Raw genomic sequence first — 22,443 nt, forward strand, 5'->3', positions numbered from 1 at the left:
ACCCGCCAGAAGACGAGCTTCTTCACGATCATCAAGACCCTTGAGCTTTGCGACCAGGAACTTGTCGCTCCCGCGTCCACTGACCAGCTCTACCTGTTTCACACTACCTTCGCGCTTGAGCGTCCAGGTCTTGTACTGCAACAGGTTTTCAGTCGGATCAGTAAAGGAATACACCTTCACTTCGCCGCGAACGCCATGAACAGAATAAATCTTGCCGATAACGATCAAATCATCAGCAACCGCTGGCGTCGCGTTCATATTGCTCAGGCCGCAGCCTTAGATGCATCCTTCAACAACTGAGCAACGCGCTCAGAAGGTTGTGCACCAACGCTCAGCCAGTAGGCTACGCGCTCTTGGTTCACGGACAGACGGACTTCTTGACCACGAGCGATCGGGTTGAAGAAGCCAACTTGTTCCTTGTGAGAGCCGTCACGTGGGTTGCGGCTGTCAGTTACGGTCAAGTGGTAAAACGGGCGCTTTTTGGAGCCGCCAAGGGCAAGACGGATTGTTAGCATGTGAACATCGTTCCTGTAGTCGGTGCTGCAAATCTAAATGCACAGCGGGCATAGGTGCCCGAAAGGCCGCATATTCTAAGGAATATCCGGACTTTTGCAAATGTCTTTTTCTGGCGCCTATCAGCGTGCCATTCAGATCTGCTATAGAGCCGTCGGTTAAAACGGCAAGTCAGCTCCCGCCAATGGCGGGTTTGCTGGAGATCCCGCATCCCTGCGGGTCGGAGCAGAAGCGAACTTCTGCTCGAATTCTTTACATTTTCGGCATGCCGCCGCCGGGCAACATACCGCCCATGCCGCGCATCATCTTGGCCATCCCGCCTTTTGCGGAGAATTTCTTCATCATCTTCTGCATCTGCTTGTGCTGCTTGATCAAGCGACCGATGTCCTGCACCTGGGTGCCGGAACCCATGGCGATCCGACGTTTGCGCGAACCGCTGATCAGCTCAGGGTCGCGGCGCTCGGCCGGGGTCATGGAATTGATGATGGCTTCCATCTGCTTGAATTGCTTCTCTGCCGCGCCCTGGGCATTGCCCATTTGCGCCAGGTTCACGCCGCCGATGTTCGGCAGCTTGTCCATCAGGCCGCCGAGGCCCCCCATGTTCTTCATCTGTTGCAACTGGTCGCGGAAGTCTTCGAGGTCGAAGCCCTTGCCCTTCTTCAGCTTTTTAGCCAGCTTGTCGGCCTTGTCCTTGTCGAGGGTCGCTTCCGCTTGCTCGATCAGGCTGAGCACGTCGCCCATGCCGAGGATACGCGAGGCGATCCGCTCAGGGTGGAACGGCTCGAGCGCTTCGCTCTTCTCGCCCATACCGATGAACTTGATCGGCTTGCCGGTAATGGCGCGTACCGACAAGGCGGCACCGCCACGGGCATCGCCGTCGACCTTGGTCAGGATCACACCGGTCAGCGGCAGTGCATCACCAAAGGCCTTGGCGGTATTGGCCGCATCCTGGCCGGTCATGGCATCGACCACGAACAGGGTTTCTACCGGGTTGATCGCGGCATGCAGCGCCTTGATCTCGCCCATCATCTCTTCGTCGATGTGCAGGCGACCGGCGGTATCGACGATGACCACGTCGATGAATTTCAGCTTGGCTTCTTTAATAGCCGCCTGGGCGATATCGACCGGCTTCTGGCTCAGGTCGGACGGGAAGAAGGTCACGCCCACTTCGCCCGCGAGCATTTCCAGCTGTTTAATAGCCGCCGGGCGGTAAACGTCGGCAGACACCACCATCACCGACTTCTTCTTGCGCTCTTTAAGGAAGCGCGCCAGTTTGCCGGCGGTGGTGGTCTTGCCCGCACCTTGCAGACCGGCCATCAGCACAACGGCTGGCGGCACGGCGCTGAGGTTCAAATCTTCGTTGGCCGCGCCCATCAGGCTTTCGAGTTCGGCCTGGACGATCTTCACAAAGGCCTGGCCCGGCGTCAGGCTGCGGGACACTTCGGTGCCGACCGCGCGCTCTTTGACCGAGTTGACGAAGTCCTTCACCACCGGCAAGGCGACGTCGGCTTCCAGCAACGCCATGCGCACTTCACGCAGGGTGTCTTTAATATTGTCCTCGGTCAGCTTGGCCTTGCCGGTGACATGGCGCAGCGTCTGCGAGAGACGGTCAGTCAGATTTTCAAACATGCGCGATCCTTTCAGGCCCTATTCATCGAAATGCATTGTTAGACCGAGGTAATGGCGGCCCAGGCTGTGGTAAATCGCTATTAAAAACAGCGCTCGGCGAGCCTGCGGCGTGGGCAGGTCGCGGATTATAGCGAAGACTGTCGCCATGCACACCCGCTGTCTGGCCTGAGAGTCTTTCGTGTTACGCAGGTGTATGCCAAACTCAGCGCCTTTCGGGCCTGCTTAACAGGATTTATGCTCCCTTTGTCACCCAGTTTGCTACCCAGCCTCGCCGCCGCCATCTTGTATGCCGCTGCGACCCTCTATCAGGGCACTCGTCTGGCCCAAGGCGCCAAGGCCGACAAACGCCTGCTGGTAGGCCTTGGCGTCCTCGCCCTGCTGGCTCACGCCGCCAGCCTGTTCACGCACTTGATGACGCCGGTCGGCCTGGGCCTGGATTTCTTCAGCGCTGCCAGCCTGATTGCCGCCGCGGTGATCGCGCTGACCCTGATGGCCTGCTACCGGATCCCGGTGGAGAACCTGCTGGTGCTGTTGTTCCCGCTCGGGATGCTGACGGTGCTGCTGGCGCAATTCACACCGACCGGCACCGTGCAGGTCATTGATGAAGAGCCGGGCATCCTCGCCCACATCCTGCTGTCGATCCTCGCCTACGGCATGTTCACCATCGCGGTGTTCCAGGCCTTGCTGCTGCTGTTGCAAGACCACCAGCTCAAGCACAAGCACCCGTCCGGGCTGATCAAGAACTTCCCGCCGCTGCAAACCATGGAAAGCCTGCTGTTCGGCTTCCTCTGGGCCGGCTGGACGCTGCTGTCGCTGTCGCTGATCTCCGGCTGGCTGTTCGTCGAGAACCTGTTTGCCCAGCACCTTGTGCATAAAACCCTGCTGGCCTGCCTGGCCTGGGTGGTGTTCAGCGTGCTGCTGTGGGGCCGCAACCGTCTCGGCTGGCGCGGGCACAAGGCGATCCGCTGGACCCTGGCCGGTTTCTGCCTGCTGATGCTGGCCTATTTCGGCAGCAAGCTGGTTCGCGAATACATCCTGCATATCTGACGGGCAGCCGACATGGACAACTTGCCCTTGGGGCCGATGCTTGCGGTAGTAGCCTTGCTGGTTTTATGGTCGGCGCTGTTTACCGCCATCGAAGCCGCCCAGCAACATTTGCTGGCCCTGCGCCCCGGCACCCGCCAGGGTGACAAAGCCGCCGCCCGCCTGAACTTCCCGCGCAACAGCCTGATCCTCTGCAACACCCTGTGCCGCGCCGTGGTGGTGATTCTCTGCACCCTGCTGGCGATCTACGCCTGGGCGCAAAACGGCCCGTGGCTCGGCTGGGTGATCTCCAGCGCGGTGCTGCTGGTGCTGGCCGACTATCTGCCGCGCGCCCTGGCCACTCGCCACCCGCAAACCATCCTTGGCTTCGGCAATACCTTGCTGAGCGTGCCGCTGAAAATCCTTTATCCGCTGGCCTGGCTACTCAACGGTGTCAGCCTGTTGCTGCTGCGCCCGTTCACCCGCAAGCCCGGGCTGGTCAAGAAGAGCGACGAGCCGCAGCCGGACCAGGACGACGAGCCGGAAGCCGAAATCCCCAACACCCGCGCGCCGGGCATGCCGGGCATCCACGCCCTGGACAACATCACCGTCAACGACATCCTGGTGCCCCGCAGCGAAGTGGACGGCATCAACCTGGATGACCCGGTAGAGGAAATCATCGAGCAACTGCGGGTTTCCACCCGAACCCGGCTGCCGGTGTTCCACAGCGACATCAACCAGGTCGAGGCGGTGCTCAACACCCGGCAGATCCGCCACCTGCTGCCGGACGCCAGCCTGACCAAGGAAGCCCTGCTGGAGGCCTGTCACGAGCCCTACTTCGTCCCGGAAAGCACACCGCTGCAACTGCAATTGCTGAACTTCCACAAGCAACAGCGCCGCCTCGGCATGGTGGTGGATGAATACGGCGAAGTGCTGGGCATTGTGACCCTGGAAGACATTCTTGAAGAAATCGTCGGTGAGTTCGAAAACGAGCAGCACCTCGACAACCCGCACATCCAGCCCCAACTGGATGGCCGCTACGTGATCGACGGCGCCGCCTCGATCCGTGACTTGAACAAAACCCTCGGCTGGCACCTGCCCAGCGACGGCCCCAAGACCCTCAACGGCCTGGTGACCGAAGCGCTGGAGACCATCCCGGACTGCGCCGTGTGCCTGAAAATCGGCCGTTATCGCCTGGAAATCCTCGAGACCGAGGACAACCGCGTCGCCAAGGTGCTGATCTGGCACACCAGCACGGTGCCGGTCGCCGCTTAAGCCCCTTGTTGGATCCGCAAACCCCTTCCTATAATCGGGCGGCTTACCCAAGCCCCGCCCGACCGCGTGCTACCCGCACTGAGCGCGTCCAGGCAGCGTTTTACCGTGTCTGACCGGTGTTTGCTCCCATCCCGAGCCGCCCCGCGCACAACCCTGATCCATGGGTGTTCGACCAATAATAATCCGCGTCCAAACGCGCAATGACCGTCAGGGATACCTCAATGAGCACCACCTATAACGAGACGGCGACCGCCGCCCCGACCAACTCGACGGCCCGGGTCGCCACCGCGAGCATCATCGGCACCGCCATCGAGTTCTACGACTTCTATATCTACGCAACTGCCGCCGCGCTGGTGATCGGCCCGGTGTTCTTCCCGCAAACCTCCGGCACGGCGCAGATGCTCGCCTCGTTCCTGACCTTCGGTATCGCGTTTATCGCGCGGCCACTGGGCTCGGCGCTGTTCGGCCACTTTGGTGACCGGATTGGCCGCAAGTCGACACTGGTGGCTTCCCTGCTGCTGATGGGCGTGTGCACCACGCTGATCGGCTTGCTGCCCGGATATGACAGCATCGGCGCCTGGGCACCGATCCTGCTCTGCGTACTGCGCTTCGGCCAGGGCCTCGGGCTTGGCGGCGAATGGGGCGGCGCGGCGTTGCTGGCCACCGAGAACGCCCCGAAGGGCAAACGCGCCTGGTTCGGCATGTTCCCGCAACTGGGCCCGTCGATTGGCTTTCTGGCGGCCAACGGGCTGTTCCTGATCCTGGCCATGAGCCTGAGCGACGAGCAGTTCCGCAGCTGGGGCTGGCGCATTCCGTTCATTCTCAGCGCGGCGCTGGTAATGGTGGGGCTGTATGCGCGGCTCAAACTGCATGAAACGCCGGTGTTCGCGAACGCCGTGGCCAAGGAAGCGCCGGTGAAGGTGCCGCTGGTGGAACTGTTCAGCCAGCATTGGCTGCCGGTCCTGCTGGGTGCGGCCTCGATGGTGGTGTGTTATGCGCTGTTCTATATCACCACCGCGTTTTCCCTGAGCTACGGCGTGTCTACGCTGGGTTACAGCCGTGAAACCTTCCTCGGGCTGTTGTGCTTCGCGGTGCTGTTCATGGGCGCGGCGACGCCGCTGGCGGCGTGGGCCAGCGACCGTTACGGGCGTAAGCCGGTGCTGATTGTGGGGGCGATTCTGACCATCCTCTCCGGCTTCACCATGGAGCCGTTGCTGACCCACGGTTCAACCTGGGCCGTGGCACTGTTCCTGGCGCTGGAGCTGTTCCTGATGGGCGTGACGTTTGCCCCGATGGGCGCGATGTTGCCGGAACTGTTCCCGACCCGCGTGCGTTATACCGGTGCTTCGGCGGCGTATAACCTGGGTGGGATCGTGGGTGCGTCGGCGGCACCGTTCTTCGCGACCAAGCTGGTGGCGATGGGCGGTTTGAGTTATGTCGGCGGGTATGTGTCGGCGGCAGCGGTGATCAGCTTGATTGCTGTGCTGTGCCTGAAAGAGACGCGCAATAACGATTTGAACAAGGTCGCCTGATAAACCGCCTTCGGGAGCAAGCCCCCTCCCACATTTTGATTTGCGAATACATTCAAATGTGGGAGCGGGCTTGCTCGCGATGGGCGCGACTCGGTTACAGCTCTACAACAACAGCCTTCGAAGCACGAGTGGCTTTAGCCCGCGCTGCCTCAATCGACTCATCCCGCGCCAGCGCCACGCCCATACGGCGCTGGCCATTCACTTCCGGCTTGCCGAACAGACGCAACGCCGTATCCGGCTCGCTCAAGGCTGCACCCAGGTTGGAAAACGCCGTCTGGGTCGACTTGCCTTCCACCAGGATCACTGCCGAAGCCGAAGGCCCGAACTGACGGATCAACGGGATCGGCAGGCCGAGAATTGCCCGCGCATGCAGGGCGAACTGCGACAAGTCCTGGGAAATCAGGGTCACTAGGCCAGTGTCATGGGGGCGCGGCGACACTTCGCTGAACCACACCTGATCGCCTTTGATAAACAGCTCGACGCCAAACAGACCACGACCACCCAACGCTTCGGTTACCGCCTTGGCAACGCGCTCGGATTCCGCCAGTGCAATCGGGCTCATGGCCTGTGGCTGCCAGGATTCCTGATAGTCGCCCTTCTCCTGACGGTGACCGACAGGCGCGCAGAAGGTAGTGCCGCCAATGTGGCGCACGGTCAGCAGGGTGATTTCGTAGTCGAAGTCGATAAAGCCTTCGATGATCACGCGGCCCTTGCCGGCACGCCCGCCTTCCTGGGCGTAATCCCAGGCTTTCTGCACGTCATCGGCGCTGCGCAGCAGGCTCTGGCCCTTGCCCGACGAACTCATCACCGGCTTGACCACACACGGGAAGCCCAGGTCGGTGACGGCCTTGCTGTAGTCCTCGAAGGTGTCGGCGAAGTGGTACGGCGAGGTCGGCAGGTCCAGCTCTTCGGCGGCCAGGCGACGGATGCCTTCGCGGTTCATGGTCAGCAACGTCGCGCGGGCGGTCGGGATCACGGTGAAGCCTTCGGCTTCCAGCTCCACGAGGGTGGCGGTGGCGATCGCTTCGATTTCCGGCACGATGAAGTGCGGCTTTTCGGCTTCGATCACGGCACGCAGGGCGGCGCCATCGAGCATGTTGATCACGTGGCTGCGGTGGGCAACCTGCATGGCCGGTGCGTTGGCGTAGCGATCCACGGCAATCACTTCAACGCCCAGGCGTTGCAGTTCGATTACCACTTCCTTGCCCAGCTCACCGCAGCCACACAGCATTACGCGGGTCGCGGTTGGCGACAATGGAGTTCCGATTCGGGTCATCTCAGGTCCTCAGGGGAGCGGATCGTGGGGAGAAAGGCCGGCATTTTACATGAACTGTAAAGATTGGCTTCAGTTGGCGACGCGCTGCCGGCGCAAACGCCAGGCCATGGCCAGCCACACCACGGTAACGCCGGCGAATTTCGACACCAGGGCAGTGCCGGCGACCGCGGGCGTCAAGGCGCCGATCAGGCCGAAAAAGATGAAGGTATCGAGGGGGATACTCAGCGCCGAACTTATCCACAGGCGGTCGTGGAGTGGGCGCTTGGTGATGCTGAACACCAGCCAGTCAATGCATTCGGACACCGCGAACGCCGTGGCGCTGGCCAGGGCGATGGACGGATCGGAGGTGATATAGGACAGCACCAGCGCCGCCAGCATGGCGATGATCGCGCCATGGCCGAAACGGGTTTGCACCATGTCCCGCAGGACAAATACCAAACCGCCCCAGGCGGACCAGATCACATCCAGGTGCGGAGCGGTGGAAAAGGCAAAGTTGATCAGCACGACGCTGCTGATGTAGGCAATCAGGAAGAACATGGGGCGAGGGACCTGTGAACAAGGGGCACAGGGTACTTCACATTTGGAAATATGTCGTCTGGGCGGGCCCTTTCGCGAGCAAGCCCGCTCCCACATTTTGAACGCATTCCTCCAAGATAAACGCAATCAAATGTGGGAGCGGGCTTGCTCGCGAAAGCCGTCTATCAGGCGCCGGACTTCCCCGGAATCATCCACACCAGCCCACTCGCCTTCGCCCGCTCATGGCACAACCCCAACACCACCCGGCGCTCGGTATTGTCCATGCGACTCCAGCGGGTGATTTCATCCACCGTGCGCTGGCATCCCGTGCAGATATCATCGTCATCCAGCGCACAAATGCTCACGCACGGCGAGGCGACGGGTCGTTCTACCGGGTTCATTCTTCCTGCTCAACCAGATCACGGGCATACCGCTGGGCGTTATGCACATAGTGCGCAGCGCTGGCCTCGAGCATTTTCTTCTGCACGTCGGTCAGTTCCCGCACCACCTTGCCCGGCGAGCCCATCACCAACGAACCATCGGGAATTTCCTTGCCCTCGCCGATCAGCGAATTGGCGCCGATGATGCAGTGCTTGCCGATCTTCGCCCCGTTAAGAATCACCGCATTGATGCCAATCAGGCTGTAATCGTCGACGGTGCAGCCATGCAACATGGCGTTATGGCCGATGGTCACGCCGGTGCCGAGGGTCAGCGGGTAACCCATGTCGGTGTGCATCACGCTGCCGTCCTGCACGTTGCTGTTCTTGCCGATCAGGATCAGCTCGTTGTCGCCGCGCAACACCGCGTTGAACCAGACGTTGGCGCCCTCCTCCAGTTTGACCTTGCCCACCAGCGTGGCATTGGGGGCCACCCAGCTGTTGGGATGGGTTTCGACTCGGGCGTCGCCCAGGCGGTATTTCATAGGTGGATCCTCACGGCAGGAACGATGGCCATCTGGCTCTTAGGTATTGATGAAGCTTTTCGGCGGTCGATGCAGGCTAATGTCGGCATCGTCATAGAGCAGATTGATCAGCTCGACGATCATGATCGCCGTCAGGCCCCAGATCTTGTATTCGCCAAACCGATAACTGGGCACATACCAACTGCGGCCCTGGTAATCGATACGGTGGGTGTGTTCGCGCGGGTCCTGGCGAAAAAACTCCAGGGGCACGCTGAAAACAGCGGCGATCTCGGCGTCATTGGCCAGGTATTCGACGTAATCGGGGATAACGCCTACATAAGGCGTGACACGGATACCGTGCAGGGAAATCAGCGGGCTCAACGGGCCGATGACTTCCACCAGGCCCGGCGGCAGGCCGATTTCTTCTTCGGCTTCGCGCAGCGCGGTGAATATCAGGTCGGGATCTTCAGGGTCGCGGCGCCCGCCAGGGAACGCCACTTCGCCGCCATGGGTGGATAACCCGCTGGCGCGCAAGGTCAGGATCAGCTCGGGTTCGTCACTGCGGGTGATCGGCACCAGTACCGCCGCTTCCGGGAAACGACCGTCGGTCTCCAGCGTGTGGGGCGTATGATTGCTTACCCGGCGAAGTAGCTCGTCCAGCATGAGTCATCTCGGTCTGTTGGCTACCTTGCATCATGCACCAAACCTTGCGCACGCCCAACCCCAAAACCCTGGCCATGTCGCTAAACGACAACTTGCAGCCCATACCCGGTCACGCCAAGATAGGCGCACTCTCCAGGAACCCCAGCATGAACTTCTGCAGCCAGTGCGGTAAACCGGTCACCCAGCGCATTCCCGAAGGCGACGCACGCCTGCGTTATGTCTGCGATCACTGTCAGACCATTCACTACCAGAACCCCAATATCGTCGCGGGCACCGTACCGGTGTGGGGCGACCAGGTGCTGCTGTGCCGGCGCGCCATCGAGCCGCGCCTGGGTTTCTGGACCTTGCCCGCCGGCTTCATGGAGAACGGCGAGACCGTCGAGCAGGCCGCGATGCGCGAAACCCTGGAAGAAGCCTGCGCCCGGGTGCGCAACCTGAGCATCTACACCCTGATCGACGTGCCGCACATCAGCCAGGTGCACATCTTCTACCGGGCCGAACTGATCGACCTGGATTTTGCCGCCGGCCCCGAAAGCCTTGAAGTGCGCTTATTCGATGAAGCCGACATCCCTTGGTCCGAGCTGGCTTTCCGCACGGTCGGGCGTACCTTAGAATGCTTTTTTGCTGACCGCCGGCAACAGTCGTATCCGGTGCGCAGCGAATCGGTGCCGCCGCTGACCCAGTTGGCCAAATAACAATCCAGGCGGCACGTAGTCTTTTCAGGGGATACCGTTTCAATGCGTTGGTTGCTTGCTCTGATCTGCCTGTCGTTTGCCACGCTGTCGCCAGCCTCCACCCAAGTGATCCTGGGGGGCAAACCCGTCGAGAAAATCCTGGTGCTCAAGTCTGCCCATCAGTTGCAACTGATTAATGACGGCAAGCCCCTCAGGACCTACCGCATTTCCCTGGGCAAGAACCCCAAGGGCACCAAGCTGATGGAAGGCGACCGCCGCACCCCGGAAGGTTTCTACTGGATCGACTGGCGCAAGACCAGCGACCGCTTCAACCTGGCCATGCACATCTCCTACCCCAATATCAGCGATTCCGCGCGCGCCCGCCGCGAAGGGGTCAAGCCCGGCAGCATGATCATGATCCACGGCACCCCCGACGCCGAGGACTACCCCGAAGAGCTGTTCCACACCCTGGACTGGACCGACGGCTGCATCGGCATGCGCAATGTCGACATGCGCGAAGTCTGGAACCTGGTGAAAGACGGCACGATGATCGAGATTCGTCCGTAATTTCCTGCCCCTCGTAAAATAATTCAAAAAAAATTCCCGCCCCATGGGTGGCCTGCCGGTGAATACCAGTTCACCTCGGCAAGCTGCGCGCCTCTGCCTGAAATAAAGACCTCTCTAATACCACTTGAACTGGCGCACTATTAATGCGCCCGCAAACGCTCGCCTGCACTGTTTTCGCTGCATTGACATGGTATTTAAGTGGTATTAGCTTGCGATCACTACCGGGCGACAACACTCCAATAACCGCATCGGAAACCGACACGATGAACCCCATCCTGGCCCTGCGCCCCGACGATAAACAATCGACGCCGCTGTACCTGCAACTGGCCCGCAACCTCGAAGCCGCGATTCATGCCGGCCAGTGGAAATCCGAGCAGGCATTGCCGTCGGAACGTGCCCTCAGCGAGCAACTGAGCATTTCCCGGGTGACCGCCCGCAAGGCGCTGGAAGTGCTGTTCGAACAAGGCCTGATCCGTCGCAGCCAAGGCTCCGGAACCTTCATCACGCCACGCCTGGAACAACCGCTGTCGCGCCTCTCGGGCTTCAGCGAAATGCTCCGGCTCAAGGGCTTTGTGCCGACGTCCCAATGGCTCGAGCGCGACATCACCCCGCCGACCCATGAAGAATTGATTCGCCTGGGCCTGTCACCCAGCGACAAAGTCGCGCGGCTCAAGCGTTTGCGTAAGGCCGACGACACGGTGATGGCGATTGAAATGACCGCCATGCCCGCCTCCGTCCTGCCCCACCCGCAGGCCATCGGCAATTCGCTGTACGAATACCTGGAAAGCATCGGCAAGCCCATCGTCCGCGCCCTGCAACACATCCAGGCGATCAACGCCTCGGACGAGTTCGCAGCCCTGGTGGGCATCGCCCCCGGCACCGCCATGCTGCTGATGACCCGGGTGGGCTACACCGCCGACAACACCCCGATTGAAATCACCGACACCTACTGCCGCAACGACTACTACGACTTCGTCGCAGAACTGCGCCGCCACGACTATTCCGCTGAACTGCGAATTTAGAGAACTGCCCATGTCCGAAGACAATATCCTCACGCCACACGGCTGGATTCGCGGCCGCCTGGTGCACCAGCACGGCAAGGTCACTGCCGTAGAAGGCAGCCCGTGCAACCCGGCTGACAACGACCTGCCGTACCTGCTGCCAGGCTTTATCGACCTGCACGTGCACGGCGGTGGCGGCAAAGACATCATGGAAGGCACCGACGCCTTCCACACCATCACCCGCACCCACGTGCGGTTTGGCACCACCTCGCTGCTGGCTACCACCATGACCGCGCCAGTGGATGAGATTTCCCGCGTGCTCGGCGAAATCGGCACCTATTGCGAAAGCCGCCCGACCGGCACCGCTCGTGTCCTGGGCGTGCACCTGGAAGGCCCCTACATCAATCCGGGAAAACTCGGCGCACAACCGAACTTCGCCCACACCGCCTTGATGGCCGAAGTCGAAGAATACCTGCGCCTGGCGCCGATCCGGGTGATCACCATTGCTCCGGAAATCGCCGGCCATGACGGCCTGATCCGCGCCCTCAGCGAACGTGGCGTGCGCATGCAGATCGGCCACACCCTGGGCAGCTATGAAGAAGGTGTCGCCGCCCTCGCCGCCGGGGCCACCAGCTTTACCCACTTGTACAACGCCATGAGCCCGCTGCATCACCGCGAGCCCGGCATCGTCGGCGCGGCCCTGGCCCACGCCAAATACGCCGAGTTGATTCCCGACCTGCTGCACGTGCACCCCGGTGCCATGCGCGTGGCGCTGCGCTCGATCCCGTGCCTGTACTGCGTCACCGATTCCACCGCCGCTGCCGGCATGCCCGACGGCGAATACAAGCTGGGCAGCCACACCGTGACCAAGTGCCTGGGCGGCGTCCGCCTGGCCGATGGAACGCTGGCCGGCAGCACCCTGACCATGGACCAGGCGCTGCGCAACCTGGTGAAGATCGGCCTGCCGATCAGCGAAGCCTCACAACGCCTGTCGCAATTTCCTGCGGACTACCTGGGCCTCGAAGAACGCGGTCGCCTGCAACCCGGCAGCTTTGCCGACTGCGTGCGCCTGGACCGCTCCCTGCACCTCACCGACGTAATGGTCGAAGGAGAAACCATTGACTTCAAAAATGCTTGAAGAGGCCCTGGCCTCCTGTGAGGCCGTCGAGGCTCAACTGCAACGCCTGGACCCGCTGCTGGTGGAAGTCGCCGGCCGCCTGCGTCGCCAGCCACCGCAAGTGGCGATGACCATCGCCCGTGGCAGCTCGGACCACGCCGCCAGTTACTTCGCCTACCTGACCATGCAACATCTGGGGATTCCGGTGGCGTCGCTGCCGATGTCGGTGGTGACCATGCTGCAATCGCCGCTCAAGGTCAGCGGGCAAGTGGCGTTCGGTTTCTCCCAGTCGGGACAGAGCCCGGACCTGGTCAACAGCCTGCGCCTGTTGCGCAAGCGCGGCGCCTTGAGCATCTCGATGGTCAACGCCGAAGACTCGCCACTGGAAGCCGCCTGCGAATTCCATGTGCCGCTGTGCGCCGGGCCGGAACGCAGCGTCGCCGCCACCAAAAGCTTTATCGCGACCCTGAGCGCCAGCGCCCAGCTGATCGGCCACTGGAATCAGGAAGACGAGTTGCTGCAAGCCTGTAAGGCACTGCCCGAAGGTTTGCGTGAAGCCGCCAGGCAAGACTGGAGCCTGGCCATCGACGCCCTGCGCGACTGCCAGCAACTGATGGTGATCGGCCGTGGCGCCGGTTTTGCCATTGCCCAGGAAGCCGCGCTCAAGCTCAAGGAAACCTCGGCGATCCAGGCCGAAGCCTTCAGCAGCGCCGAAGTGCGCCATGGCCCGATGGCCCTGATCGATGACAACTACCCGCTGCTGGTCTTCGCCCCACGCGGCGCCGAACAAGCCGGCCTGCTGAGCCTGGCCGCCGATATGCGCCAGCGCGGTGCCCGCGTGCTGCTGGCCGCTCCCGATGACATCGCCGAGCGCGACCTGACTCTGAGCCGCGCCGAACACCCGGCCCTGGACCCGATCCTGGCGATCCAGACTTTCTACGTGATGGCCGCCGGTTTGGCAGAGGCCCGGGGCATGGACCCGGACCAACCGCGTCACTTGAGCAAAGTGACCCGCACCCACTGAGTTGATTGCAGCGTTTTTCTGATGAGTACCGTGCCCATGTCCCACAATAATAAAGACCTCACCCTCAGCGCTCCCCTCAGTGGGCCGGTGCTGACCCTGGGCGACGTTCCCGACGAAGTGTTCGCCAGTGGCGCCATGGGCGACGGCATTGCCATCGACCCGCTCAACGATTGCCTGCACGCGCCGTGTGATGGCGTGATCATCCACGTCGCCCGCACCGGGCATGCGCTGACCATTCGCGCCGATAACGGCGCTGAATTGCTGATGCACGTGGGCATCGACACGGTGGAATTGAATGGCGAAGGCTTTGCGCTGCTGGTCAAGCAAGGTGCGCGGGTCAGCAAGGGCCAGGCACTGGTCCAGTTTGACCTGGACCTGATTGCGCGCCAGTGCAAAAGCCTGGTCAGCCTGATCATCCTGACCAACAGCGAGCTGTTTGAGCTACGGCCGATCACCTTGAAAACAGTGAAGGTCGGCGAGCCGCTGCTGCATGTGGTTGCACGGTTGGCCGGTGCAGCGAAAGTGATTGATGAGTCGGTCACCGAAGCCAGCGCGACTATTCGCATCACCCATCGTGGCGGCCTGCACGCGCGCCCCGCTGCCTTGATCCGCAAGACCGCACAGGCATTCAGCAGCCAGTCGCAGCTGCATTTCGCCGGCAAGTCGGCTTCGTGCGACAGCCTGATCGGCTTGATGGGCCTGGGGATTGGTGAGCAGGACGAGGTGCAGGTCACCTGTCGTGGCAAGGATTGTGAAGCGGCGCTGCAAGCACTGATCGCTGCGCTGTCGGTGGAAGTTGGCGAAGCGCATCACGCTCCAGTGGCCGTCGCCCCACGCCGCGCGAATACCGAAGCCGGAGTACTGCAAGGCGTGTGTGCCGCGCCGGGGTTGGTCTGCGGCCCGTTGTTCCGCCTGAACGGAATCGAGCTGCCGGTGGACCCGGGCAACAACGTGCCGGATGAACAATTGCAGCACCTGGACAGCGCCCTGGAACAGGTGCGTAGCGAAATCCGCCACACCCTGGACCAGGCCCGTCAGCGCAAGGATGTGGAGGAAGAAGAGATCTTCGCCGCCCACCTGGCCCTGCTGGAAGACCCTACGTTGCTGGAGGCCGCCACCGCCGCCATCGAACAGGGCAGCGCCGCCACTCACGCCTGGCGTGATGCGATCCAGGCCCAATGCGCGGTGCTGCTCGCCCTAGGCAAACCGCTGTTCGCCGAACGCGCCAACGACCTGCGCGACTTGCAGCAACGCGTGCTGCGGGCGTTGCTGGGCGAGGCCTGGAATTTTGATTTGCCGGCCGGCGCTATCGTCTCGGCCCATGAGCTGACCCCATCGGATCTGCTGCAACTGAGCAATCAACACGCCGCCGGTATCTGCATGGCCGAAGGCGGCGCGACGTCTCATGTGGCGATTCTGGCGCGGGGTAAAGGCTTGCCGTGCGTGGTTGCACTGGGCACTGAATTGCTTGATGTGCCCCAAGGCCAGCGCGTGGTGCTGGATGCCGCCAACGGCCGCCTGGAGCTGACGCCGGATGATGCGCGCCACGCCCAGGTTCACCAGTTGCGCGATGCACAGAAACTGCGGCGCCAACAGCAGCACGCGGAGGCTCAAGGCACCGCCAGCACTCAGGATGGCGTGCGTATTGAAGTGGCCGCGAATGTAGCCTCCAGCGTCGAAGCCCTACTGGCCTTCGAGAATGGCGCCGATGGCGTCGGCCTGCTGCGCACAGAATTTCTCTTCGTCGACCGCCGCACTGCGCCCGATGAACAGGAGCAGCGCCAGGCCTACCAAGCCGTGCTGGATGCCATGGGCGACAAATCAGTGATCATCCGCACCATCGACGTCGGCGGCGACAAGCAACTCGACTACCTGCCGCTGCCGTTCGAGACCAACCCGGTGCTGGGCCTGCGGGGCATTCGCATGGCGCAAGTGCGTCCGGAGGTGCTGGACCAGCAACTGCGTGCCCTTCTCCAGGTCAGCCCGCTGGAACGCTGCCGCATCCTGCTGCCAATGGTCAGCGAAGTCGACGAACTGCTGCACATTCGCCAGCGCCTCGATGAACTGTGCGCCGAGTTGGAACTGACCCAACGCCCGGAACTGGGGGTGATGATCGAAGTGCCGGCGGCGGCGCTGATGGCCGAACAACTGGCCGAGCACGCGGACTTTCTGTCCATCGGCACCAATGACCTATCGCAGTACACCCTCGCCATGGACCGCGACCACGCCGGCCTCGCCGCCCGGGTCGATGCCATGCACCCGGCGCTGTTGCGGCTGATCGCCCAGACGTGCATCGGCGCAGCCAAGCATGGGCGCTGGGTCGGTGTGTGCGGGGCGCTGGCGTCCGACCCGCTGGCCACGCCGGTGCTGATCGGCCTGGGCATCAGCGAGCTGTCCGTCAGCCCGCCGCAAATCGGAGAAATCAAGGACCGTGTCCGTCACCTGGACGCAGCCCAATGCCGGCAACTGAGCCAAAGCCTGCTTAACCTGAGCAGCGCCAAAGCCGTTCGCCAAGCCTGTCAACACCACTGGCCGCTGAGCTGAAAACAACAAGAATAGGGAGACACGCCGTGTACCAATATTTTATCGAAGGGCTGCAACGCCTGGGCCGTGCGCTGATGCTGCCGATCGCGATTCTGCCGATCGCCGGCCTCCTGCTGCGGCTGGGCGACACTGACCTGCTGAACATCGCGGTGATGCACGACGCCGGGCAGGCGATCTTCGCCAACCTGGCGCTGATCTTCGCCATCGGCATTGCCGTGGGTTTTGCCCGCGACAACAACGGCACGGCGGGCCTGGCAGGCGCCATCGGTTACCTGGTGATGGTCTCCACCCTCAAGGTGATGGACGCCAGCATCAACATGGGCATGCTCGCGGGCATCGCCAGCGGCTTGATGGCCGGTGCGCTGTATAACCGCTTCAAGGACATCAAGCTGCCGGAGTACCTCGCATTCTTTGGTGGGCGACGGTTTGTGCCGATCGTCACCGGGTTCTCCGCAGTGGCGCTGGGGGTGATCTTTGGTTTGATATGGCCACCCGTGCAGCAAGGCATCAACAGCTTCGGCGTGCTGCTGATGGAAAGCGGCAGTTTTGGTGCGTTCGTGTTTGGCGTGTTCAACCGCCTGCTGATCGTCACCGGCTTGCACCATATCCTCAACAACATGGCGTGGTTTGTGTTCGGCACCTTCACCGACCCGACGACCGGCGCGGTAGTGACCGGCGACCTGACTCGCTATTTTGCCGGCGACCCGAAAGGTGGGCAGTTCATGACCGGCATGTTCCCGGTAATGCTGTTCGGCCTGCCGGCGGCGTGCCTGGCGATGTACCGCAATGCACTGCCGGAGCGGCGTAAGATCATGGGCGGGATTTTCCTGTCGATGGCGCTGACCTCGTTCCTGACCGGGGTCACCGAGCCGATCGAATTCGCCTTCATGTTCCTCGCGCCGTTCCTGTACCTGGTGCATGCGCTGCTGACCGGGTTGTCGATGGCGATCACCAACATGCTCAACATTCACCTGGGCTTTACCTTCTCCGGTGGGTTTATCGACATGGTGCTGGGTTGGGGTAAATCCACCAACGGCTGGTTGGTATTCCCGGTTGGGCTGGCGTATGCGGTGATCTACTACAGCGTGTTCAATTACTGCATCCGTCGCTTCAATTTGAAGACGCCCGGGCGTGAGGATATTCAGGTGGTGCAGGCTGAGGCCATGACTGATAACCAACGGGCCGGGGCTTATATTCGGGCGCTGGGTGGTGCGGAGAATCTGCTGAGTGTGGGTGCTTGCACGACGCGTCTGCGGCTGGACATGGTGGATCGCAACAAGGCGGTGGATGCCGAGTTGAAGGCGCTGGGTGCGATGGCGGTGGTTCGACCGGGTAATGGCGGGAGTTTGCAGGTGGTGGTCGGGCCGATGGCGGACAGCATTGCCGATGAGATTCGGTTGGCGATGCCTTCGTATGTTGCGGCGCCTGCGGTGGTGGTAGCGCCTGTTGAGAAGAGCACGCCGGTGAACGTGCATGAGGCCGAGAAATGGCTGAGTGCGCTGGGCGGTCGGGCCAATGTTTTGCAATTGGATGCGGTGGCGATGACGCGGCTGCGGGTGGAGTTGGGGGATGGTTCGGTGTTGTCGGAATCTCAACTGACGGCGCTGGGTTGCCAGGGTGTGAGCCAGCTTGAGAGTGGGGTTTGGCACTTGCTGATTGGTGACAAGGCTTCGGGGTTGGGTGAGGCGTTGGAGCGGTTGGTCAGTGGCCGTGAGGTTGGGGTAAAAGCCTGAATCCTTGCTGAGCATCAGGGCCTCTTCGCGAGCAAGCCCGCTCCCACATTTTGATCGGTGCCCGTCATGGCAACGCGGTCAAATGTGGGAGCGGGCTTGCTCGCGAATGGCCGTGACAGGCAACAAAAAACCCGCTGACCAAACTGGCCCAGCGGGTTTCTTGTTTTTCAACCAGCGAATCAAAAATCCGCCAACTGCCACACCTCATACGCCGGTGTCTCGTACGGATGGCTAAGCTTCAACGCAGCCACCACAGCCACGATCAACTCATCCGCCACCACCAACTCAACCTTCCACTCTTCAACCACTTCAACCTGCCCCACCTGCCCGATAAACGGCTGGCTGCCGTCCATCGCGCGGAATTGGCCCTGGCCCAGTACCTGCCAGGCGCAGCTGTCGTAGTTGCCGATGCGCCCGCCGCCGGCTGCGAAGACGGCGGTTTTCACCGTCTCCACGTGGCTGTCGGGCACAAAGAAGCTGAGCTTGTACACCGACTTAGTTCACCCAGACGCGAGCGTTACGGAACATGCGCATCCACGCGCCGTCTTCGTTCCACTCTTCCGGGCGCCACGAGTTCTGCACGGCGCGGAACACACGCTCCGGGTGCGGCATCATGATGGTGACGCGACCGTCGCGGCTGGTCAGCCCGGTGATCCCGCGCGGCGAGCCGTTCGGGTTGGCCGGGTAGCCTTCGGTGACCTTGCCGTGGTTGTCGACAAAACGCAGGGCCACAGTACCGGACAGGTCGGCTTCCAGCAGTGCTTCTTCGCTGGCGAATTCCGCATGGCCTTCACCGTGGGCGATGGCGATTGGCATGCGCGAACCGGCCATGCCTTGCAGGAAGATCGAGTTGGATTCCTGTACCTGGACCATCGCAACCCGCGCTTCGAACTGCTCGGAGCGGTTACGCACAAAGTGCGGCCAGAACTCGCTGCCCGGGATCAGTTCGCTGAGGTTGGACATCATCTGGCAACCGTTGCACACACCCAGGGTGAAGCTGTCATTACGCTCGAAGAAGCCCTGGAACGCGTCACGGGCACGGCTGTTGAACAGGGCCGACTTGGCCCAGCCTTCACCGGCACCCAGTACGTCGCCGTAGGAGAAACCACCGCAGGCAACCAGGCCTTTGAACTCATTGAGGTCGACGCGACCGGCGAGGATGTCGCTCATGTGCACGTCGATCGCATTGAAGCCGGCACGGTCGAACGCCGCCGCCATTTCCACCTGGCCGTTGACGCCCTGCTCACGCAGTACGGCCACTTGTGGGCGGATGCCTTTCTTGATGTAAGGCGCGGCGATGTCCTGGTTGACGTCGAAGCTGAGCTTGGTGCTCAGGCCCGGATTGTCTTCTTCCAGGATCACCTCGAATTCCTGCTCGGCGCAGTCGGCGTTGTCGCGCAGGCGCTGGATCTGGTAGCTGGTCTCGGCCCACTGGCGTTGCAGCAGGCGGCGCTGGCCTTCAAACACGGTTTCGCCGTTGAAGACGATGTTGATTTCACCGTTGTTGATCGGCTGGCCAATCACGGCCACGCAGTCGCCCAGGCCAGCGGCGCTGAACTGTGCGAGTACGTCCGGGGTTGCGTCCTGGCGAACCTGGATAACGGCGCCCAGCTCTTCGTTGAACAGGATTGCTGCGATGTCAGCGGAAGTTTCTGCCAGGCCATCGAGGTTCAGGCTCAGGCCGCAGTGACCGGCGAAGGCCATTTCCACGGCGCTGGTCAGCAAACCACCGTCGGAACGGTCGTGGTAAGCCAGCAGGTGGCCGTCGGCGTTCAGGCCCTGGATCACGGCGAAGAAAGCTTTCAGGTCTTCGGCGTCGTCGACGTCCGGGGCCTGCTTGCCGAGCTTGCCGTGCACCTGGGCAAGGATCGAGGCGCCCATGCGGTTCTGACCGCGACCGAGGTCGATCAGGATCAGGTCGGTGGTGCCCTTGTCCATGCGCAGTTGCGGGGTCAGGGTCTGGCGAATGTCGGTGACTGGCGCAAAGCCGGTAACGATCAGCGACAGCGGCGAGGTGACGCTCTTGTCCACGCCTTCATCGTTCCAGCGGGTGGCCATGGACATGGAGTCCTTGCCCACCGGAATGGTGATGCCCAGCTCAGGGCACAGCTCCATGCCGACCGCTTTCACGGTGTCGTACAGGCGCGCATCTTCACCCGGGTGACCGGCAGCGGACATCCAGTTGGCAGACAGCTTGATGTCGGAGATCTTGGCGATGCGTGACGCGGCGATGTTGGTCAAGGTTTCGCCGATGGCCATGCGGCCCGACGCCGGGGCGTCCAGCAGCGCCAGCGGAGTGCGTTCGCCCATGGCCATGGCTTCACCGGTGTACACGTCGAAGCTGGTAGCGGTGACGGCAACGTCAGCCACCGGGACCTGCCACGGGCCGACCATTTGATCACGGGCAACCAGACCGGTGATGGTGCGGTCGCCGATGGTGATCAGGAAGCTTTTGCTGGCAACGGCCGGGTGGTGCAGGACGCGCTCCACGCAGTCGGCGATGGCCAGGGTCGACGGGTCGAAATCGTCGCCCAGTTCGTTTTCACGCACGGCCGAACGGTGCATGCGCGGGGCTTTGCCCAGCAGCACTTCCAGCGGCATGTCCACCGGGCTGTTGCCGAAGTGGCTGTCGGTGACCGTCAGTTGCGGCTCGGCAGTGGCTTCGCCGACTACCGCAAACGGGCAGCGCTCACGCTCGCAAATCGCCTGGAAGCGTTCGAAGTCTGCAGGACCTACCGCCAACACGTAGCGTTCCTGGGATTCGTTGCTCCAGATTTCGTGCGGAGCCATGCCCGGCTCGTCGTTTGGAATGTTGCGCAGTTCGAAACGGCCGCCACGTTCGCCATCGTTGACCAGTTCCGGGAAGGCGTTGGACAAGCCACCTGCGCCGACGTCGTGGATGAAGCTGATGGGGTTCTTGTCACCCAGTTGCCAGCAACGGTCGATGACTTCCTGGCAACGGCGTTCCATCTCAGGGTTTTCACGCTGTACGGAAGCGAAGTCCAGGTCGGCCGAGCTGGTGCCGGTGGCCATGGAGGAAGCGGCGCCGCCACCCAGGCCGATCAGCATCGCCGGGCCACCGAGGACGATCAGCTTGGAGCCGACCAGAATCTCGCCTTTCTGTACGTGTTCGGCGCGGATGTTGCCCATGCCGCCGGCCAACATGATTGGCTTGTGGTAACCGCGCACTTCATCGCCACGGGGGGTGGTGATGGATTGCTCGAAAGTACGGAAGTAACCGGTCAGGGCCGGACGCCCGAATTCGTTGTTGAACGCGGCGCCGCCCAGCGGGCCTTCGATCATGATGTCCAGCGCGGTGACGATGCGCTCAGGCTTGCCGTACGGCACTTCCCACGGCTGTTCGAAGCCCGGGATCTGCAGGTTGGACACGGTGAAGCCGGTGAGGCCGGCCTTTGGCTTGGCGCCACGACCGGTTGCACCTTCGTCGCGAATCTCGCCGCCGGAACCGGTGGCTGCGCCCGGGAACGGGGCAATCGCGGTCGGGTGGTTGTGAGTCTCGACTTTCATCAGGATGTGTACCGGCTCCTGCACCGCGCCGTACTGGCGGGTTTCAGGGTCCGGGAAGAAACGGCCGGCGACAGAGCCGACGATGACCGAGGCGTTGTCCTTATAAGCCGACAGAACGCCTTCGCTGTGCATCACGTAGGTGTTCTTGATCATGCCGAACAGGCTTTTTTCCTGGCTCTGGCCGTCGATGTCCCAACTGGCGTTGAAGATCTTGTGGCGGCAGTGCTCGGAGTTCGCCTGGGCGAACATCATCAGTTCGATGTCGTGCGGGTTGCGCTTCAGACCGATGAAGGCGTTGACCAGGTAGTCAATTTCGTCTTCGGCCAGGGCCAGGCCCAGCTCGGTGTTGGCGGTTTCCAGGGCGGCACGGCCACCACCGAGCACGTCAATCGCGGTCAGCGGCTTGGGCTCGGCGTGGCTGAACAGACCGGCGGCCTGTTCCAGCTGGCTGACGATGATCTGGGTCATGCGGTCGTGCAGGCTGCTGGCGATCAGCTCGGCCTCGGCCTCGCTGAACTGGCCTGCTACATAGAAGGCAATCCCGCGTTCCAGGCGCTGGATTTTGTCCAGGCCGCAGTTGCGGGCGATGTCGCTGGCCTTGCTCGACCAGGGCGAGATGGTGCCGAACCGTGGCAGGACCAGGAACAAGCGGCCGTTAGGCTCTTGGACAGGAACGCTGGGACCGTACTTCAGAAGGCGCGCCAGCACTTGCTGTTCGTCGGCGGTCAAAACGCCAGTAACGTCGGCGAAGTGAGCAAATTCAGCATACAAGCCACTGACAGAAGGTACCTTCTGGCTCAGTTGCTCAAGGAGTTTGCTGTGGCGAAAGGCAGAAAGGGCAGGAGCGCCGCGCAGGATCAACATCTTCGGGACAGCCTCGGGAAGGGGGTGTGCTTTGAGGCCGTGCATTCTAGCGTAAACCGTCGC

At 62.1% G+C, this 22,443-nt stretch carries 20 protein-coding genes; 10 read left to right on the plus strand and 10 right to left on the minus strand.

The features are described 5' to 3' along the window. The 3 genes from rimM to ffh form a co-directional block, all read right to left on the minus strand. Positions 1–258 (minus strand): ribosome maturation factor RimM (gene rimM / locus ACIOMR_RS21210; protein WP_401196211.1); only part of this gene is annotated, 258 nt, incomplete at its 3' end. Between the two features lie 5 nt (positions 259–263). Further along, on the minus strand, positions 264–515 hold the full coding sequence (rpsP, locus tag ACIOMR_RS21215; protein WP_003209587.1) for a 30S ribosomal protein S16: 252 nt from the start codon (positions 513–515) through the stop codon (positions 264–266). A gap of 250 nt (positions 516–765) precedes the next feature. Next, positions 766–2,142 carry a signal recognition particle protein gene (gene ffh, locus ACIOMR_RS21220; protein WP_003209589.1) on the minus strand — a complete coding sequence of 459 codons (1,377 nt, stop codon included), beginning with the start codon at positions 2,140–2,142 and terminating at the stop codon, positions 766–768. A gap of 234 nt (positions 2,143–2,376) precedes the next feature. Here ffh and ACIOMR_RS21225 point away from each other — a divergent pair, with 234 nt between their 5' ends. From ACIOMR_RS21225 to ACIOMR_RS21235, 3 genes are all read left to right on the plus strand, one after another. Next, positions 2,377–3,189, plus strand: coding sequence for an inner membrane protein YpjD (locus tag ACIOMR_RS21225; RefSeq protein ID WP_010176828.1), 813 nt, complete (start codon positions 2,377–2,379; stop codon positions 3,187–3,189). Positions 3,190–3,201: 12 nt separating this feature from the next. After that, positions 3,202–4,440, plus strand: a complete 1,239-nt coding sequence (locus ACIOMR_RS21230) for a transporter associated domain-containing protein (RefSeq protein WP_008438241.1) — start codon at positions 3,202–3,204, stop codon at positions 4,438–4,440. A gap of 221 nt (positions 4,441–4,661) precedes the next feature. Further along, a complete protein-coding gene (locus ACIOMR_RS21235) occupies positions 4,662–5,972 on the plus strand; it encodes an MFS transporter (protein WP_003209595.1) in 1,311 nt (436 codons plus the stop codon). A gap of 94 nt (positions 5,973–6,066) precedes the next feature. On the opposite strand, the gene purT is transcribed toward ACIOMR_RS21235, so the two are convergent. From purT to ACIOMR_RS21260, 5 genes are all read right to left on the minus strand, one after another. Continuing rightward, on the minus strand, positions 6,067–7,248 hold the full coding sequence (gene purT / locus ACIOMR_RS21240; protein ID WP_023659130.1) for a formate-dependent phosphoribosylglycinamide formyltransferase: 1,182 nt from the start codon (positions 7,246–7,248) through the stop codon (positions 6,067–6,069). Positions 7,249–7,317: 69 nt separating this feature from the next. Next, complete coding sequence (locus ACIOMR_RS21245; protein ID WP_003209599.1) at positions 7,318–7,785, minus strand: hypothetical protein; 468 nt, start codon at positions 7,783–7,785, stop codon at positions 7,318–7,320. Between the two features lie 164 nt (positions 7,786–7,949). Then, complete coding sequence (locus ACIOMR_RS21250; protein WP_008438244.1) at positions 7,950–8,165, minus strand: DUF1289 domain-containing protein; 216 nt, start codon at positions 8,163–8,165, stop codon at positions 7,950–7,952. Next, entirely contained in the window at positions 8,162–8,686 is a 525-nt protein-coding gene (locus tag ACIOMR_RS21255) for a gamma carbonic anhydrase family protein (RefSeq protein WP_008438249.1), read from the minus strand. The genes ACIOMR_RS21250 and ACIOMR_RS21255 overlap by 4 nt, the downstream gene beginning before the upstream one ends. Positions 8,687–8,725: 39 nt before the next feature. Then, positions 8,726–9,328, minus strand: coding sequence for a CoA pyrophosphatase (locus ACIOMR_RS21260; RefSeq protein ID WP_003209605.1), 603 nt, complete (start codon positions 9,326–9,328; stop codon positions 8,726–8,728). Between the two features lie 146 nt (positions 9,329–9,474). On the opposite strand from ACIOMR_RS21260, the gene ACIOMR_RS21265 reads away from it, so the two are divergent. The 7 genes from ACIOMR_RS21265 to nagE all read left to right on the plus strand — a co-directional run bounded on the left by ACIOMR_RS21265 (position 9,475) and on the right by nagE (position 17,988). Continuing rightward, the gene (locus tag ACIOMR_RS21265) at positions 9,475–10,023 is read left to right on the plus strand and encodes an NUDIX hydrolase (protein ID WP_003209606.1); all 549 of its coding nucleotides are present in this window, start codon (positions 9,475–9,477) and stop codon (positions 10,021–10,023) included. Between the two features lie 42 nt (positions 10,024–10,065). Further along, entirely contained in the window at positions 10,066–10,569 is a 504-nt protein-coding gene (locus tag ACIOMR_RS21270; RefSeq protein WP_003209608.1) for a murein L,D-transpeptidase family protein, read from the plus strand. 263 nt (positions 10,570–10,832) lie between these two features. Then, on the plus strand, positions 10,833–11,591 hold the full coding sequence (locus ACIOMR_RS21275; protein ID WP_003209609.1) for a GntR family transcriptional regulator: 759 nt from the start codon (positions 10,833–10,835) through the stop codon (positions 11,589–11,591). Positions 11,592–11,601: 10 nt separating this feature from the next. After that, a complete protein-coding gene (gene nagA / locus ACIOMR_RS21280; RefSeq protein ID WP_087695120.1) occupies positions 11,602–12,708 on the plus strand; it encodes an N-acetylglucosamine-6-phosphate deacetylase in 1,107 nt (368 codons plus the stop codon). Next, the gene (locus tag ACIOMR_RS21285; RefSeq protein WP_401196219.1) at positions 12,689–13,711 is read left to right on the plus strand and encodes an SIS domain-containing protein; all 1,023 of its coding nucleotides are present in this window, start codon (positions 12,689–12,691) and stop codon (positions 13,709–13,711) included. The genes nagA and ACIOMR_RS21285 overlap by 20 nt, the downstream gene beginning before the upstream one ends. Before the next feature lie 36 nt (positions 13,712–13,747). Beyond that, the gene (gene ptsP / locus ACIOMR_RS21290; RefSeq protein WP_401196222.1) at positions 13,748–16,255 is read left to right on the plus strand and encodes a phosphoenolpyruvate--protein phosphotransferase; all 2,508 of its coding nucleotides are present in this window, start codon (positions 13,748–13,750) and stop codon (positions 16,253–16,255) included. Between the two features lie 74 nt (positions 16,256–16,329). Further along, on the plus strand, positions 16,330–17,988 hold the full coding sequence (gene nagE, locus ACIOMR_RS21295) for an N-acetylglucosamine-specific PTS transporter subunit IIBC (RefSeq protein WP_218180506.1): 1,659 nt from the start codon (positions 16,330–16,332) through the stop codon (positions 17,986–17,988). A 179-nt stretch (positions 17,989–18,167) separates the two neighbouring features. Here the strand turns inward: nagE and ACIOMR_RS21300 are convergent, their stop codons facing one another. Next, complete coding sequence (locus ACIOMR_RS21300; protein ID WP_087695123.1) at positions 18,168–18,479, minus strand: NGG1p interacting factor NIF3; 312 nt, start codon at positions 18,477–18,479, stop codon at positions 18,168–18,170. A 4-nt stretch (positions 18,480–18,483) separates the two neighbouring features. Then, complete coding sequence (gene purL, locus ACIOMR_RS21305) at positions 18,484–22,380, minus strand: phosphoribosylformylglycinamidine synthase (RefSeq protein ID WP_401196225.1); 3,897 nt, start codon at positions 22,378–22,380, stop codon at positions 18,484–18,486. Positions 22,381–22,443: the final 63 nt, after the last annotated feature.

Source organism: Pseudomonas sp. NPDC087814 (assembly GCF_044742865.1).
Classification (GTDB): Bacteria; Pseudomonadota; Gammaproteobacteria; order Pseudomonadales; family Pseudomonadaceae; genus Aquipseudomonas.